Annotated in this window: 12 protein-coding genes and 1 tRNA gene; 10 read left to right on the plus strand and 3 right to left on the minus strand. The window is 65.3% G+C overall.

The window, feature by feature from the left end; genetic code table 11:
* Window positions 1-96 precede the first annotated feature (96 nt).
* The 6 genes from MUU56_RS00175 to MUU56_RS00200 all read left to right on the plus strand — a co-directional run bounded on the left by MUU56_RS00175 (window position 97) and on the right by MUU56_RS00200 (window position 9,469).
* Entirely contained in the window at window positions 97-318 is a 222-nt protein-coding gene (locus tag MUU56_RS00175; RefSeq protein ID WP_244765349.1) for a hypothetical protein, read from the plus strand.
* A 239-nt stretch (window positions 319-557) separates the two neighbouring features.
* Entirely contained in the window at window positions 558-1,817 is a 1,260-nt protein-coding gene (locus tag MUU56_RS00180) for a ferredoxin reductase family protein (RefSeq protein ID WP_244765350.1), read from the plus strand.
* 105 nt (window positions 1,818-1,922) lie between these two features.
* Window positions 1,923-5,276 (plus strand): c-type cytochrome, encoded by a 3,354-nt coding sequence (locus MUU56_RS00185; protein WP_244765351.1) that lies wholly within the window; start codon window positions 1,923-1,925, stop codon window positions 5,274-5,276.
* A gap of 67 nt (window positions 5,277-5,343) precedes the next feature.
* On the plus strand, window positions 5,344-6,237 hold the full coding sequence (locus MUU56_RS00190; RefSeq protein WP_244765352.1) for an OmpA family protein: 894 nt from the start codon (window positions 5,344-5,346) through the stop codon (window positions 6,235-6,237).
* Between the two features lie 146 nt (window positions 6,238-6,383).
* Entirely contained in the window at window positions 6,384-7,916 is a 1,533-nt protein-coding gene (locus MUU56_RS00195) for a caspase family protein (RefSeq protein ID WP_244765353.1), read from the plus strand.
* Window positions 7,916-9,469, plus strand: a complete 1,554-nt coding sequence (locus MUU56_RS00200; protein WP_244765354.1) for a caspase family protein — start codon at window positions 7,916-7,918, stop codon at window positions 9,467-9,469. The genes MUU56_RS00195 and MUU56_RS00200 overlap by 1 nt, the downstream gene beginning before the upstream one ends.
* A 218-nt stretch (window positions 9,470-9,687) precedes the next feature.
* Here MUU56_RS00200 and MUU56_RS00205 read toward each other — a convergent pair whose 3' ends face one another.
* Both MUU56_RS00205 and MUU56_RS00210 read right to left on the minus strand, forming a co-directional pair.
* Window positions 9,688-10,002 (minus strand): hypothetical protein, encoded by a 315-nt coding sequence (locus MUU56_RS00205; RefSeq protein WP_244765355.1) that lies wholly within the window; start codon window positions 10,000-10,002, stop codon window positions 9,688-9,690.
* Window positions 10,003-10,145: 143 nt separating this feature from the next.
* Window positions 10,146-10,221, minus strand: a tRNA-Lys gene (locus MUU56_RS00210).
* Window positions 10,222-10,450: 229 nt separating this feature from the next.
* Between MUU56_RS00210 and MUU56_RS00215 the strand changes: the two genes are divergently transcribed.
* Window positions 10,451-11,200 carry a cytochrome c biogenesis CcdA family protein gene (locus MUU56_RS00215; protein ID WP_064330188.1) on the plus strand — a complete coding sequence of 250 codons (750 nt, stop codon included), beginning with the start codon at window positions 10,451-10,453 and terminating at the stop codon, window positions 11,198-11,200.
* Window positions 11,201-11,340: 140 nt separating this feature from the next.
* The gene (locus MUU56_RS00220; protein WP_244765356.1) at window positions 11,341-12,303 is read left to right on the plus strand and encodes an AEC family transporter; all 963 of its coding nucleotides are present in this window, start codon (window positions 11,341-11,343) and stop codon (window positions 12,301-12,303) included.
* On the opposite strand, the gene MUU56_RS00225 is transcribed toward MUU56_RS00220, so the two are convergent.
* A complete protein-coding gene (locus MUU56_RS00225) occupies window positions 12,271-13,479 on the minus strand; it encodes a UbiH/UbiF family hydroxylase (protein ID WP_244765357.1) in 1,209 nt (402 codons plus the stop codon). The two genes, MUU56_RS00220 and MUU56_RS00225, sit on opposite strands and share 33 nt — an antisense overlap.
* 242 nt (window positions 13,480-13,721) lie before the next feature.
* Here MUU56_RS00225 and pcsA point away from each other — a divergent pair, with 242 nt between their 5' ends.
* Together pcsA and MUU56_RS00235 are read left to right on the plus strand one after the other, a co-directional pair.
* Entirely contained in the window at window positions 13,722-14,444 is a 723-nt protein-coding gene (gene pcsA, locus MUU56_RS00230) for a phosphatidylcholine synthase (RefSeq protein WP_244765358.1), read from the plus strand.
* 24 nt (window positions 14,445-14,468) lie between these two features.
* A complete protein-coding gene (locus MUU56_RS00235) occupies window positions 14,469-15,440 on the plus strand; it encodes a quinone oxidoreductase family protein (protein ID WP_064330184.1) in 972 nt (323 codons plus the stop codon).
* Window positions 15,441-15,480: the final 40 nt, after the last annotated feature.

The raw sequence follows: 15,480 nt of genomic DNA on the forward strand, positions 1-15,480 counted from the left end.
GCTTCCCGTGGTGAGATGGAAGCCCCGTAGCACAGGACGGATAATTACCGAATGGTATTCGACCGGAGGTTAAAATTGCTATCGAAGATATCTATTGTGGCGAGCACCTGTCTTGTCCTGGCGGCGGCTGGCGAAGCGCCCGCGGGCACGGGCGGCATCATGGCGAAACCCTCCGATCCGGAAAAGGCCGTACAGGCGGAATATGAAAATCTGAAGTCGAAGGGCACGCGCGAGGCGCTGGAACTGTTCATCGCGCGCCATCCGGACCACCCGCTCGCCGACCGGGCGCGTGACGAGCTCAAGCGGTTCGCCAAGTAGCCGGGCCGGCGATAGGGAACGCATTGCAGGGCGCCGGACGGCGCCCTTTTCGTATCCGTGCCCGGCCCGCGGCGCCGCGCTCCCCGCCGTCCCGAGACATTTCCCGTTCCTAAAAAACCATCCCGAATAAAGCCGTGCGCCCGCCCGTCGATAGGAGGAATGCGGTTGACGAACGTCATGGGCCTTGCCAGCATGCCTTGGATTTCGGACCGGACCAGTTGAATTTGTGGGGGCATACGTTGACTGCGGGTTCCATCGTCGCAACACTTTTGATCATTTTTGCCGGCTTGCTGGCCGTGCCGGCCGTCAGCCATACCAATGCCGGAACCACATTCTCCCTGATGGCCTCCTCCATGGCCTTCGTCGCCATGGGCATTGCGCAGTTCATGGCGACGCGTCCGCCCTTCATCGAGAAGCTGTTCGGCGGGCTCGACCGCATCTACCAGTTCCACCGCAAGATCGGCATCGCGGTGCTCTGTCTTATCCTCGTGCACTATTTCGTGGCGCCGGATTTCCAGGGCCTGTCGGTGACGAGCGGCCTCAACGTGCTCGCCAGGACGGCGGGCGAATGGGCCTTCTACGGCTTCGTCTTCCTGCTCGTCCTCAGCCTGGTGAAGGTGATCCCGAAGACGCGCTTCCAGATTCCCTACCAGTACTGGCGCATCACGCACCGCTTCATCGGCCTGCTCTTCGTGCTCGTCGCCTTCCACCAGATGTTCATCAAGCGGCCCTATGACGGCACGGTGCTGCTGGCGGTCTATCTCAACCTCTTCGCCGCGCTCGGCATCCTCAGCTACGCCTATACCCAGCTCCTGCCCTGGCTGCGCACGCGAAGATACGAGGTGGTGAATGTCGAGCGCCATGACGGGGCGACGATCATCTCGGCGAAACCGACGGGCCGCAAGCTCAGGGCCATGCCCGGCCAGTTCGGTTTCTTCCGCGTCAACAAGCCGGGCCTGCGCGAGCCGCATCCCTTCACCATCGCGGGCATCGAGGACGACGGCTCGGTGCGCTTCGCCATCAAGCCGCTCGGCGACTACACCAAGGCGCTGCGCGAGGCGGTGGCGGTCGGCGATGCGCTGACGCTGGAGGGCGGCTACGGGCATTTCAACCACAGGCGCGGCGGCAAGAAGCAGATCTGGCTTGCCGGCGGCATCGGCGTCACGCCGTTCCTCGCCATGGCGAGCCGGCTGAAGGGCGACGAGGGGCAGGACATCCACATGGTCTACTGCGTGCGCGACGGGGCCGAGGCGATCGGCCTCGACACGTTCCGGGCGCAGGCGGAAAAGCTCGAGAACTTCAACTTCGTGCTGCACAATTCGGCGACGGACGGGCGTTTCGACGCGACCAAGCTCGTCTCCGGCACCAGCATGAACCCGGCCGAGGCCGACCTGTGGTTCTGCGGTCCGCCGCCGCTCAGGCTGGCGATCGAAAAAGGATTGAGAGAACTCGGCAAGGCGCCGCGCCGTGTCGAGTTCGAGCGTTTCGAGTTTCGGTAGGATAGTTTCCGGGGAAACTGCAAGGCGGTTTCTCATCCGGAATTGTGTCTCAAGGATTGCATTTCCAGCCGGTGCGCCGGCTCCATGGAGCGAAAGGAACAAGCCATGCGCATGTTCAGGACATCATTCTTCAGCCCCGGCGCCCGGCTTGCCGCTGCCTTCGGCCTCGCCGTGGCGGCATTCTGTCCGACCGGGGCGCTCGCCGTCGATCAGTTCGCGCCGGATGCCTTCGGCACCTACAAGGCGGATGCGGAAAACGGCAAGCTCCTGTTCAATGCCGCCGGCTGCGGCGCCTGCCACGGCTCCGGCGACAATACCGAGCTTCTGTCCGGCGGCATGGAGATGCAGACGGCGATCGGCAAGTTCTTCGCGCCGAACATTTCCGCCCATCCGAACGGCATCGGCGGCTGGTCCAATGCGGACTTCCTGAACGCCGTGATGGTCGGGCTCAAGAAGGACGGCGACAATCTCTACCCGGTGATGCCGTACACGTCCTATGGCGGCATGAAGCCGGAGGACGTGCTGGACATCAAGGCCTATATCGAGACGCTGCCGCAATCCGATGCCGCCTCGAAGGAACACGAGATCGCCTTCCCGTTCAGCCGCCAGACGACGATCACGCTCTGGAAGCGCAGCCATTTCACCGTGCAGGCCTACCAGCCGCGCGAGGAGACGCAGATGGAGCGCGGCCGCTACCTGGTCGAGAATGTCGGCGGCTGCGGCGATTGCCACACGCCGCGCACCACGACCTATGGCCTCGATCTCGCCCGCGCCTATGAGGGGGAGAAGGGCCTGACCGGCGCGGTCGCGCCCGATATCACCAAGGCGCGCATGAGCGGCCTTGCCTCGCACGAGGTCTTCACCAGGGGCCTGATCGACGAGGGCAAGAAACTCTCCGGTTCGCCGCTGTCCGACCCGGTCATGCGCCGCATCGCGCAGGGCCTCTCGACGCTCTCCGACGAGGACAAGCAGGCGATGTACGCCTTCCTCGCCGACCGCGAGGTGAAGGTGACGCCGGTCGAGACCAGCACCGCGCCGGTCTGCAGCGAAGCGACTGCCGAAAGTGCCCTGACCGCCGGCGGCGGCAGCGCCGAGTTCGCCTCGGCGGCAGACGCCTTCATCGGCAAATATTGCCGCAACTGCCATGGCCCGGGCGAAAGCTCGCAAGGCTCGTTCCCGGCGGGCGACCTTGCCTCGATCGCCGCCAATCCGGCCTTCGTGACTCCCGGCGATGCCGCCAAGTCGCTGCTCTACACCAGCGTCACCAGTGGCCGCATGCCGCTCGGCAAGCGCCCGGACGATGCGGAGGTGCAGAGCCTTGCCAACTGGATCAACTCGCTGAACAAGGACGCCATCCCGACCGCCGTCTCCGCCACGAAGACCGAGCGCTCGCGGCCGATGCTGAAATATCTCGACTTCGTCGAGCTGGCGCTGCGCGACATCTCCAGGGTCGACGAGCACGACCAGCCGTTCATGCGCTACTTCAGCTATCGCGACCAGTACAATGGCATGATGAGCTGCGAATCGCACGAGACCTTCCTGAAGCGCATGAGGGTGCTGGCCGGCGGCTTCAAGAAGCTGCTCAACTCGCTCTCCTACGGGCCGGAGCTGGTGCTGCCGGAAGAGGTGGAGGGCTCCGACGGCCTGCTCGTGCGCGTCGACCTGCGCGATCTCGAATGGAGCCAAGAGGACTACGACTTCCTGATCAACGAATATTTCTACGGCGTAGACCCCGTCAGCGACGCCCAGCTGCACTCGCTTGCCAAGGCGACGCAGACGCAGCTGCCGATCATGCGCGTCGACTGGTTCATGAGCAACGGCGCCCGGCCGAAGGTCTATAACCGCCTCATGAAACTGCCGACGAACATCGCCGAGCTGGAAAAGCGTTTCGGCGTGCCCGTCGAGCAGAACATCGAGCGCCGCCGCATCGTCCGCGCCGGCTTTGCCGACGGTTCCTCGGGTGTTTCCGACCACAACCGCATGCTGGAACGGCACGACATGCCCTTCGGCGGCTACTACTGGAAATCCTACGACTTTGCCGGCGACGTCGGCCGGCAGGTGCTGAAGCGCTTCCCGGCAGGTCCGGAGGGCATTCGCCTGAAGGCCGGCCTCCAGCCCTTCGAGCATGACGGCGGCGAAATGATCTTCTCGCTCCCGAACGGCATGCAGGGCTACTACCTGTCGACCAACAAGGGCGACCAGCTCGACATCGGCCCGACGGCGATCGTTTCCTTCCGCAAGCGGCCGATCGGCAAGGGCGTCGAGATCATCAATGCGCGCTCGTGCTTCGACTGCCATTTCGACGGCATCCTTTCGAAGCGCGACCAGCTCCGCGAGCATATCGAGACCTCGACGCTGTTCTCCAAGGACCAGCAGGACGAGCTGCTCGCCATCTACGTGCCGCAGGAGGAGCTGAACGAGGTCTACAAGCGCGACACGGATCGCTTCGTCGCCGCGCTCGACCGCCTCGGCATCACGGAACCGACGGCCGGCGGCGGCAAGACCAGCCTGAAGGCGCCCGGCGGCGCGGAGATCTTCACCTACTTCGCCGACAAGTACGAGGACGAGCTGAACTTCGAGCAGCTTGCGGCCGAGTTCGACATGACGCCGGAAGAGTTCTCGTCCGACATCCGCCGCCTCACCGACGTCAATGCGCTGCGCATCGGCCTCGACTGGGTCGCCACGCTCGAGGCGGGGGCCACGATCCCGCGCGTCGAGGTCGAGGAGCAATATGCCTTCATGCTGCAGCCGCTGCTCCAGCTCGAGCCGCTGAAGCGCGGCGTCAACCCGGACGGGGCGGTGAACACGGCAGGCAATACCGGCTACCAGCAGCCGGAACAGAAGCAGGAGCAGGCGGTCGCAAACAACGACGCCTACCAGCAGCAGCCCGAGCAGAAGCAGGAGCAGGCCGCCGCCAGCAACGACGCCTACCAGCAGGCGGGCACGCAGGGCCAGGCGACCGGCGGCGACCAGTCCGCGAGCGCGAGCTATGTCGTGCCGGCCTACAAGCAGGACGACAAGGCCAAGGAGAGCAAGGTGAAACTTGCCGTCCATGTGGCATCGACAAGTGCGAAGGTGGGGGACTACCTTGCCTTTGAACTGAGCACCAACCATGCCTGCGAGCTGCAGGTGATGTATGTGGAGGATACCGGCAACGTGGAGATCATTCCGGACGTGATGATCGGCAATACGACGCTGAATGCCGGGGAACGCCGCCTGATCCCGCAGCCGGGCACGGGCAACCTCACCTTCGATTCGCCGTCGCCCGGCGAAACGATGATCGCCTACTGCCGCATCGGCGGCCTTGGCGACCAGAAGCTGACGGCCGAAAAAGCCAAGGAACTGGCCGCAAGCACGAAGCAGCCGGTAACGCGGGGCCTTGCCATCAATCTCGCCAAGCAGGCCGAGAAGGACAACGGGGCAAGCGGCGTCCAGATGGTGACGTTCGAGATCAAATGATGCATGGGGCAGGGGCCTTCGGGCCCCTGTCCGTTTCTTCCATGAGGATATGAGGGCTGGACCGACAATGCTGAAGCGATCCCTTGCAGCGACACTTTTCGTACTGGCCGGAGCGGCTCCGGCTGCCGCGGCCTGCGATGCCTTTACCGGCGTTGTCGAGGCGCTCAACGCAGGGGACGAACAGAAGGCGCACGCGCTCGCCGAAACGGCCGGCACGGCCAATTGCAGCGCCAACGAGCGCGCGCTCACCGGCCGCGTCGCATCGCTCGTCACCTTCAACCGCATCGTCGCCGCTGTCGGCGCCGGCGGAAAGCTTTCCGACCACCGGCAGGCGCTGGAAGACCTGCAGCGCCAGTATGGCGGCCCCTGGCAGGTGCTGGATGCGCTGGGCGACCTCGCGCGCGAGCGCAAGGATTACGAACAGGCGGCCCGCTTCTACCAGCTCGCCCTGGAGGACGGCTCGAACGAGACGCTGACGCCGGACTGGATGGCGCCGGACGAGCAATACATCCTGCGCCTCGACAAGCTCGCCAGCGAAATGCGCCTTGCCGCGCCGCGGCCGGTGCAGCTCGCCATGCGCGGCGGCTGCAAGGTCTCCTTCCGCGGCGTGAAGATCAAGAAGAAGTCGACGCCCGTGCGCTACGTCTTCGGCACGGCGGACTTCACGCCGGAGGGCATCGAGGCGGCGAAGGACCTCGCCGAATGCCTGAAGGCGGTCAAGCCCGCATCGATCACGCTGATCGGCCATACCGATCCCGTCGGCTCGGCGGACGCCAACTACAGGCTGTCCGTCGCGCGTGCCGAGACGCTGAAGGGCTATCTTTCCAGCAACGGCTATGCCGGCACGATCACCGTGGTAGGCAAGGGCGAGGACCAGCCCTTCAAGCCGGACGACGCCAGCGCCTATGACACGGAGACGCTGAACCAGCTGCACCGCCGGGTGGAAGTGGACGTGGAATGACCAGGATGCTGCCCCGCCTGCTGGAGCCTTTCCGCTTTTCCCCGAAAGGCGAGAGCGCCCTGCCATCTTGTGTTGGCGCACCTGCCGGCGCGAGGCCGCTTCGCGCTTTTGCCGGAACCGCTCTTGCGCTCTGCCTTGCCGCCGCAATGCCGCTTCCGGCCCGGGCCGCGCAGACCCATGCGCTCGTCGTCGGGATCGACCAGTATCCCAACGATGTCAGCCTCGACGGCGCGGTGCGCGATGCGGAGGACGTCTATCGCGCGATGAGCGCGGCGGGCTTCACGGTGCGGAAATTCACCAATGCCGAGGCGCGCAAGGACGATATCCGCAAGGCCTGGACCGACATGGTCGCTGAGGCGGTGGCGGGCGATACGATCATCTTCACCTATGCCGGCCACGGCGCGCAGATGCCCGAACTGGTCGCCGGCGACGAGGCCGACGGGCTCGACGAATTCCTCCAGCTGCCGGGCTTCGATCGCAACCGCTATGCGGAAACCTCGAACGAGATCATCGTCGACAACGAGATGAACGCCTGGTTCGGCGAGGCGGAAAGCAAGGGCGTGCATGTGCTCTTCGTGTCCGACAGCTGCTTTTCCGGCGGCATGAGCCGTTCCGTCACCGGCAAGAGCCGGCTGGCGCCGGCCGTCACGGTCAAGCTCGCGCCGCCCTCGCAGGAGGCGCTGGCCGGCGCCAATCTCAAGGAGATCGATTTCAAGCAGGTGACGGTGCTCGCCGCCTCGCTCGAAAGCCAGCCGACGCCGGAGGTCATCATCGACGGCGAGCCGCGCGGCGCGCTCAGCTGGAGTTTCGCCCGCGCCGTGGAAGGCAGCGCCGACCGCGACGGCGACGGCGTCATCACCCGCATCGAGCTGGAAGACTATATCTTCTCCAACGTGAAGAACCGCTCGGAAGCCTTGCAGGTGCCGAACTTCATGCCGCAGGTGGCGCGCTCGGAGGGCGAGGTCGTCGTGCGGCTGACGCGCGGCATTCCGGTCGAGACCGCCACGGTGGCGGCGACGGACACCTCCGATACCGGCGGCGCCGCGACCACGCCGAAGGCCATCAAGCCGGCCAGGGAGCTCGGCTGGACGGGCAGCATCGCGCTCCAGATCGACGGCACCGCCGACAGGCCGAAGAACGCCGACGGCACCGGCACGCCCTATCGCTGGGATGTGGCGGGCGGCGTCTTCTACACCCCGAACGGCGATGTGGCGGCGGAGAATGTCGGGGCGGACCGCATCCAGGCTGTGGTCGACAAATATGTGCTGCTTGACTTCCTGAAGGCGCTCGCCAGCCAGAACCCCGGTTCCGTCTCGCTCACGCCGGCAAAGGACATCTACGCCGCCGGAAACCGCCTGCGCTTCGACGCCCCGCCCGGCCGCTATCCGAACATGCTGGTCTTCAACCTCGCCAATACGGGCGAGGTGCAGTTCCTCGACATGCAGGTGGCCGGCACGGCCAGCTCGCAGTTCAAGCTGACGGATGTCGAGGTGGTCAAGCCCTTCGGCGCCGATCACCTGATCACGATCTGGACCGCGGAACCGGTCGACGCGATCGGCGCGGTGCTCGCCGACAAGGCCGTGACGTCCGAAACCCTGCTGAAGGCGCTGCTGACCCGGCTCGACGGCAAGGAGGCGAGCGTCGCCATCCAACCCCTCTACACGCGGGAAACGCTCTGATGATCCGTTACGCCGCCGCTCTTCTTCTCTCGCTCTGCCTCGTTTCCGGCGCCAAGGCGGCCGACCGGGCGCTTCTCATCGGCATCGGCACCTATGCCACGCTGCCCGAGAAGATGTTCCTCGAAGGCCCGAAGAACGACGTGCCGCTGATCGAGAAGCTGCTCAAGGAGAAGCAGGGTTTCGCCCCCGAATCGATCCGCGTCCTGCGCGACAAGGATGCGACCCGGGCCGCCATTCTCGCCAGCATCGACGAATGGCTCATCGCCGGGACCCAGCCCGGCGACCGCGTCTATTTCTACTTCTCCGGCCACGGCCTTCAGGTGAAGGACCAGAACGGCGACGAGGAGGACGGGCTGGACGAGGCGCTGTCCACCTTCGACATCGCCGCCGGCGACGGCGACTGGACCAATGTCATTCTCGACGACGAGATCGACGCGATGCTCGCCAAGCTCAAGGACCGCGCCGTCTCCATCGTCATCGACGCCTGCCATTCGGGCACGATCTCGCGCTCGCTCTCGCCCAAGGTCGGCGAGGTGCTGGAAAGCGCGCGCTTCCTGCCGCGCCCCTTCGCCAAGCCGGTGGAGGCGGTCAAGACGCGCGGCCTGCGCATCGACGTCGCGGTGGTCGACAAGCCCGAAATCGCCAAGCAGAACGGCGTGGAGGCCTGGAGCGCCGCCTCCTCCTACCAGGTCGCCTGGGACGACACGCGCCTGCCGCCGGACGAGCGCCACGGCGTCTTCACGCTTTCCTATGTGAACGGCCACGAGATCGCCGCGGGCGACAGCAACGGCAACGGCATCGTCTCCAATGCCGAACTGCTCGAATATGTGAAGAAGCAATCGCAGACCTATTGCGCCGCGCAGACCCAGTGCCAGAGCCTCGACCCGCAGCTGGAGGTCAACTACGCCCTGCTCGGCGCCAGCGCCGTAAAGCCGACCGCCGACGCCACCGCCCAGCAATACCAGCAGCCGCAGACGGGCGGCGACACCCAGCAGCAGACGCCCGACTACGGCAAGGTCGAGGAGGTGAAGGTCGAGAACACCCAGCAGACCGCCTATGTCGCCGCCGACCCGGTGGATGCCGTCGGCGATATCCTCGGCAAGGCCGAGACCGGCGACGTCAAGGTGGCGCTCTCCTCCGACAGCCTGAAGAACGGCGACGTCTTCCGCATCACCGTGACCAGCAGCACGGGCGGGCACCTCATCCTCTACGACGTCGACAAGGAGGGCAAGGCGACCCAGATCTTCCCGAACGAGGCGGCCCAGAAGATCACGCCGCTCTCCGCTAACACCCCGCTCACCATTCCGGACGATTATTACGGCTTCGATTTCGAAGCGGAAGGCCCGAGCGAAAACGTGCTGGTCGCCATCGTCATCGCCGACGACGTCGACCTCACCAAGGTCGCCCCCAACGACTACGGCCTGACCAAGGAACTCGACGCCCGCACCACCATCGCCGACATTGCCGGCACGCTGCAGCAGACCTGGACCCGCGACACGGAAAACCGCAGCGTCAACTGGTCGCTCGGGCTTCTGAAATACGCGGTCTACTGACAGCACCTCCGACGGCGGCCTGCCAGCCGCTCATAATATGCGCGATCGGAAGAGCGGGAGTTGCGGCCGGTCACCTCATGCTTTGCGCGACTTGGCGGAGGTCGCGGCCCATGGCCTGCCCGACAGGGTCCGAGTCGGGGAAGGGGGAAAGCATCCGTGTCGAGGCTTTTGCAGATCGAAGAGCCCAGATCGACGCATTCGCGTCGGCATGGCTGGCTTCAAAACGAGTCGGGTAGCTGTGCGCTTGGTTGCCGCGCCTCTTTTTCGGATGCGGTGAAGGCATTGAGGCCGTAGTAGCCAGCCAGCATGAGGGCGGCTCCGGCCGACGTCAAAATCAATCCCTTCCTCAACCCCTGCATCTGCGTTTCTTTGCTTGCGGGTTTGCCAAGGGCGCGGGCCAGCCTGTGGGCATGTCCTTCGTCGGCGAAACCGACCAGGTGCGAAACGATCCATCGTGCGCCGCCGATCACGAGGCCTGCGCCGCCTGCGAAAACGACAACCAGAACCAGAAAAATGAACAGCTCCATATCCATGACGGCCTCCCTGCGCTCTTCGACCATGGTCGATGCAATCCCGCAGCAACGCGTATTCGTGGCGCTGCGAGACTGTACGCGGCATGTGTGAGGGTCATTTTAGCCCGTTTGGGCTGATTTCAAAGGCTAAGCCTTTGATTTTTTGGTGAGCGCGCAGGGATTCGAACCCTGGACCTACTGATTAAAAGTCAGTTGCTCTACCGGCTGAGCTACGCGCTCCCTGGCGGTGCGAAGGCGCCCCGCGGAAGTGCGCGGAACATAGGCAGGAGGATTTGCCGGGTCAACCCGGAAAATGCGGCGAAAAACAGCTTTTGCTGCATTTCGCCGCGTTCTCCAAAAGGTGATTGGCAGGAGAGGGTTTCGGCGGATACTAGGAAGCGCCATTGGAGGGGCGGGCATGGCCGGTTTCGGGCCTGGCCGCCTTTCACCGCCGCTGCGGAGTAGTTCTTTGTCGATCGCCGATATTTCCCTGTTGAGCGCGCTTCTTGCCGGGGCCCTCTCGTTCCTGTCGCCCTGCGTCCTGCCGCTCGTTCCGCCCTATCTCTGTTACATGGCCGGCATTTCCGTCGAACAGTTCAAGGGCGGGGATGCGGTGGCGGTGCGGCGCGAGACGCGCGGGGCCGTTCTCCTGGCGGCCTTCTGCTTCACGCTCGGTTTCGCCACGGTCTTCGTGGCGCTCGGGGCCGGGGCCTCGACGATCGGCATGGTGCTGCGCCGGCATCTCGACATTCTCGCGCAGGTCGGCGGCGTCATCATCATCCTGATGGGCCTGCATTTCCTCGGCGTGCTGCGGATCGGGCTTTTTGCCCGCGAGGCGCGCTTCCAGGGCGGCGGCAAGCCGGCGACGGCGTCCGGCGCCTACATCATGGGCCTTGCCTTCGCCTTCGGCTGGACGCCCTGCATCGGGCCGGTGCTGGGGGCGATCCTCGGCGTCGCCGCGGCGCGCGAGACGGTCGGCGACGGGGCCGTCCTGCTTGCGATCTACTCTCTGGGACTTGCGGTGCCGTTCTGGATCGCGGCCGGCTTTTCCGGCGCCTTCATGCGCTTCCTCATGCGTTTCCGCCGCCACCTCGGCACGGTGGAGAAGGTGATGGGCGTGCTGCTCGTCCTCACCGGCCTTGCCTTCATCTTCGGCTATATCAGCACCGTCGCCATCTGGTTCCAGCAAACGTTTCCCATTCTCTCGCAAATCGGCTAGTCGGGACGAGGCCTGAGGCACCGCGATCCCACGGGATTCGCGCCGTCACGCGTCAGGCCATCGATTTTTCGCATGTCGCAGAGAGCCGCCGCACGCTCTTGCGCGACATGCCCCAGGCAAGCGGGAGCAGGCTTCGGCCCATGGCTGACATCATCGGACTGGTGCTGCCGTTCTTCGGCATGATTTTCCTCGGCTACGTGGTCGCCCGCATCACGCGCCAGCCGGTCGAGGCGCTCGGCTGGCTCAACACCTTCATCATCTACATCGCGCTGCCCGCGCTGTTCTTCAAGCTGGTGGCCAAGACGCCGATCGAGCAATTGACGCGCATCGACTTCATCCTCGCCAATATCAGCGCGACCTACCTGGTCTTCGGCCTGATCTTCGCGATCGGGCTCTGGCTGCGGCGGGCGTCGATAGGCGAGGCGACGATCCAGGGGCTGGCGGCGGCCTATGGCAATATCGGTTATATGGGGCCGGGACTGGCGCTGCTCGCCTTCGGCGAGCCGGCGGCGGTGCCGGTGGCGCTGGTCTTCTGCTTCGAGAACATGCTGCATTTCATGGTCGCGCCGGCGCTGATGGCGCTTGCCGGCGGGGAGAAGCAGCCGGCGCTCAAGATCGCCGGCGGGGTGCTGCGCAAGATCGTCACCCATCCCTTCATCATCGCGACGGCGGCCGGCTTCGGCGCGGCCTTTGCCGGCTTCGAGCCGCCGGCGCCGCTGCAGCGGCTGATCGACTACCTGGCGCAGGCGGCGGCGCCCTGCGCGCTCTTTGCCATGGGCGTCACGCTGGCGCTCCGGCCCCTGAAGCGGGTACCGGTGGAGATCGGCTACATCGTGCCGGCAAAACTCCTGCTGCTGCCGGTCGCCATGTATCTGGTGCTCGGACTTGCGGGCAACTTCGATCCGGTCTGGGTCTTCACCGCGGTGCTGCTTGCCGCCCTGCCGACGGCGACCAACGTCTTCGTCATCGGCCAGCAATACGGCGTGTGGCAGGAGCGGGCCTCGGCGACCATCCTCGTCACGACGGTGCTGTCCGTCGCGACGGTGACGATCCTGCTCTATCTCATCAAGTCAGGCCTGCTTCCGGGCGACCCGTTCCCGTAGGCCGTCGCGAAAGGCCTTCAGCGAGCCGAGCGGCTCGATGCCTTCGCGCATGACGATGCTGCGCAAGGGGCCGAGGGCGGAGAGCAGGTGCAGGCCGGCCGAGCGCAGGAACTGCACGGGCAGGAAACCGGAGAGGAGCGAGCGGTTGAGCAGGTCGACGCTGAGCGTGCGCGAGCGGATATCCGCCTGCCGCCTGCGGTCGAAGCGTTCGCCGATCCCCGCATCGTTCGCCGGTGTTGCCCCCTGGATGAGTTCCTTCAAGGCCATGATGTCGCGCAGGCTGAGATTGAGGCCCTGCGCGCCAATCGGCGGGAAGGCATGGCCGGCTTCTCCGAGGAGCACGATGCGGCCCTTGCCGAACCGCTCGGCCGTCATGCCGGAGAGCGGGAAACGCTGCGCCGCGCCCTCGACGGTGACCTTGCCGAGCATGGATTGCATGCGTGCCTCGACCGCGTGGCCAAGATCGGCGGCGGACAGGTCGCCGAGGCGCGCCGCCTCCTTCGGCGGCAGCACCCAGACGAGGCTGGAGCGCCGGCCGGGCAGGGGAACCTGCGTGAAGGGGCCGCTCTCGGTGTGGAACTCCGTCGAGACATTGCCGTGCGGCCGTTCGTGCGAGAAATTGAGCACGAGGGCGGCCTGCGGATAGGACCAGGCCTTGACGCCGATGCCGGCGCTCTCGCGGATCTTCGATTTCCGGCCGTCGGCACCGGCGACGAGGCCGGCCAGGACGCGTCCGCCATCCTCGAGCGTCAGCTCGACGCCTTCCTCGAAGGCATTGGCGGCCGTCACGCCGCTCTCGATCCGCACGATATTGCCGGTCGCCGCGATGCGGGCGTCCAGCACCGCAAGGAAGGGCGCGTTCGGGATATTATAGCCGAAGGCCTCCAGCCCGACCTCGCTGGAGCGGAAGGCGACGGGCGGGGCGCGCAACAGGCGCGCCGTGCCGTCGAGGATCTGCATGGTTTCGAGCGCGGCCGCATGGCGGGCGATCTCCTCCCACAGGCCGAGCGTCTTGAGGAAGGCGATGGACTGGTCCATCAGCGCCGTGGTGCGGCCGTCATTTGCGCGGGCGGGCGGGGCGATCAGCGCGACGCTTGCGCCCGAATCGGCGAGCGCCAGCGCCGCGAGGCTGCCGGCAAGGCCGGCGCCGACGACCGCGATATCGAATTGCCTCATGACCGACCTCCGAAGCGGCAAGCGTTACCCACAGGACCGGGCTCGCTTCTACCGGCAGAATCTAGGCCGGCAAAGAGGCAATTTCCATGGGATGAATCGGCGCAGGGCGCCAAGTCGCCGGACGGGTGGCCGATTTGCACTGGCGATGCCGGGCAATCAATGCATATTACGGGCAGTGACCGCGTAAGAGGGCATGTCGGCGTGCCGCCGATGAAAACCCCAGGGATGGACTGCGAAGGGCCATGAAGTTTTTCAACTACAAACGCGTACCCTACGCGGAGATCCGTGCCTTTTCCGTCCATATCCTGACGGCGTCCGGCTCCTTCCTCGCCTTTCTCGGCGTGGTGGCCGCGGGCGAGCACCGTTTCGTCGACATGTTCTGGTGGCTTGGCCTGGCACTGCTCGTCGACGGCATCGACGGGCCGATCGCCCGCAAGGTGCGGGTCAAGGAAGTGCTGCCGAACTGGTCCGGCGATACGCTGGACAATGTCATCGACTATGTGACCTACGTGCTTTTGCCCGCCTTTGCGCTCTACCAGAGCGGCATGATCGGCGAGCCCTGGTCCTTCGTGGCCGCGGGCGCCATCGTCGTGTCGAGCGCCATCTATTATGCCGACATGGGCATGAAGACGGACGAATATTTCTTCTCCGGTTTCCCGGTCGTCTGGAACATGGTGGTGTTCACGCTGTTCGTCATCCAGGCGAGCGAGCTGACGGCGTCGATCATCGTCTTCGTCTCCGTCTTCCTCACCTTCATGCCGATCAACTTCCTGCATCCGGTGCGCGTCCAGCGGCTGCGGGCGCTGAACCTTGCCGTCTTCTTCCTCTGGGCGCTGCTCGGCGGCTATGCGCTGCTCCTGCATTTCGATACGCCGGCCTGGGTGGTCTGGGGCGTTGTGGCGACGGGGATCTATCTCTATGTCGTCGGGGCCGTGCTGCAGGTGTTTCCCAATCTCGGCCGATAGAAACAGCAATCTGGAGGATTTTCGATGACCAAGGCGATCGTCGTCCGCAGTCTCGGCGGACCGGAGGTTTTGAAGCTCGAGGACGTGCCGCTGGATGCGCCGGGCCCGGGCGAGGTGCAGATCAGGCAGGCGGCCGTCGGGCTCAATTTTATCGACGTCTATTTCCGCACGGGGCTCTACAAGGCCGATCCGCCGTTCATTCCCGGTAAGGAGGGGGCTGGCACGATCACCGCGCTCGGTGAGGGCGTGACGGATTTCGCCGTCGGCGACCGCGTCGCCTATGCCTCCGCCGACGGCGCCTATGCCGCCGAGCGCAACGTCGCCACGAAACATCTGGTGAAGGTGCCTGACGGCATCTCGCTGGAAACGGCGGCGGCGATGATGCTGAAGGGCATGACGGCGCAATACCTTCTGCTCCAGACCTATCAGGTGAAGCCGGGCACGGTGCTGCTGTTCCACGCGGCGGCCGGCGGCGTCGGGCTGATTGCCGGACAATGGGCGAAGGCGCTCGGCGCGACGGTCATCGGCACGGCGGGATCGCAGGCAAAGGTCGAGCTTGCCCTGGCGAATGGCTACGACCATGTCATCGACTACACGAAGGAAGATTTTGTCGCGCGCGTTCGCGAGCTGACGGGCGGGGCGGGCGTCGACGTCGTCTACGATTCCGTCGGCAAGGACACGTTCCCGCAATCGCTGGACTGCCTGAAGCCGCGCGGCCTCTTCGTCAGCTTCGGCAATTCCTCCGGCCCGGTCGAGGCCTTCAACATGGGCTTGCTCTCGCAGAAGGGCTCGCTCTACGCCACGCGTCCGACGCTCTTTGCCTATATCGCCACGCGCGAGGCGCTGGATGCATGTGCAAACTCGCTCTTTGATGTTGTGCAAAGCAACAAAGTGCGTATCAATATTCATCAGACTTATCCGTTGGCCGAGGCGGGACGCGCGCACACGGATCTGGAAGCAAGAAAAACGAGTGGAACGACGCTGCTCATTCCCTGACACGACCCGAACGGGCGGCAGGATGGGTTTGCAGGAAAGA

It is taken from the genome of Shinella yambaruensis (assembly GCF_022899355.1).
Lineage (GTDB): Bacteria > Pseudomonadota > Alphaproteobacteria > Rhizobiales > Rhizobiaceae > Shinella > Shinella yambaruensis.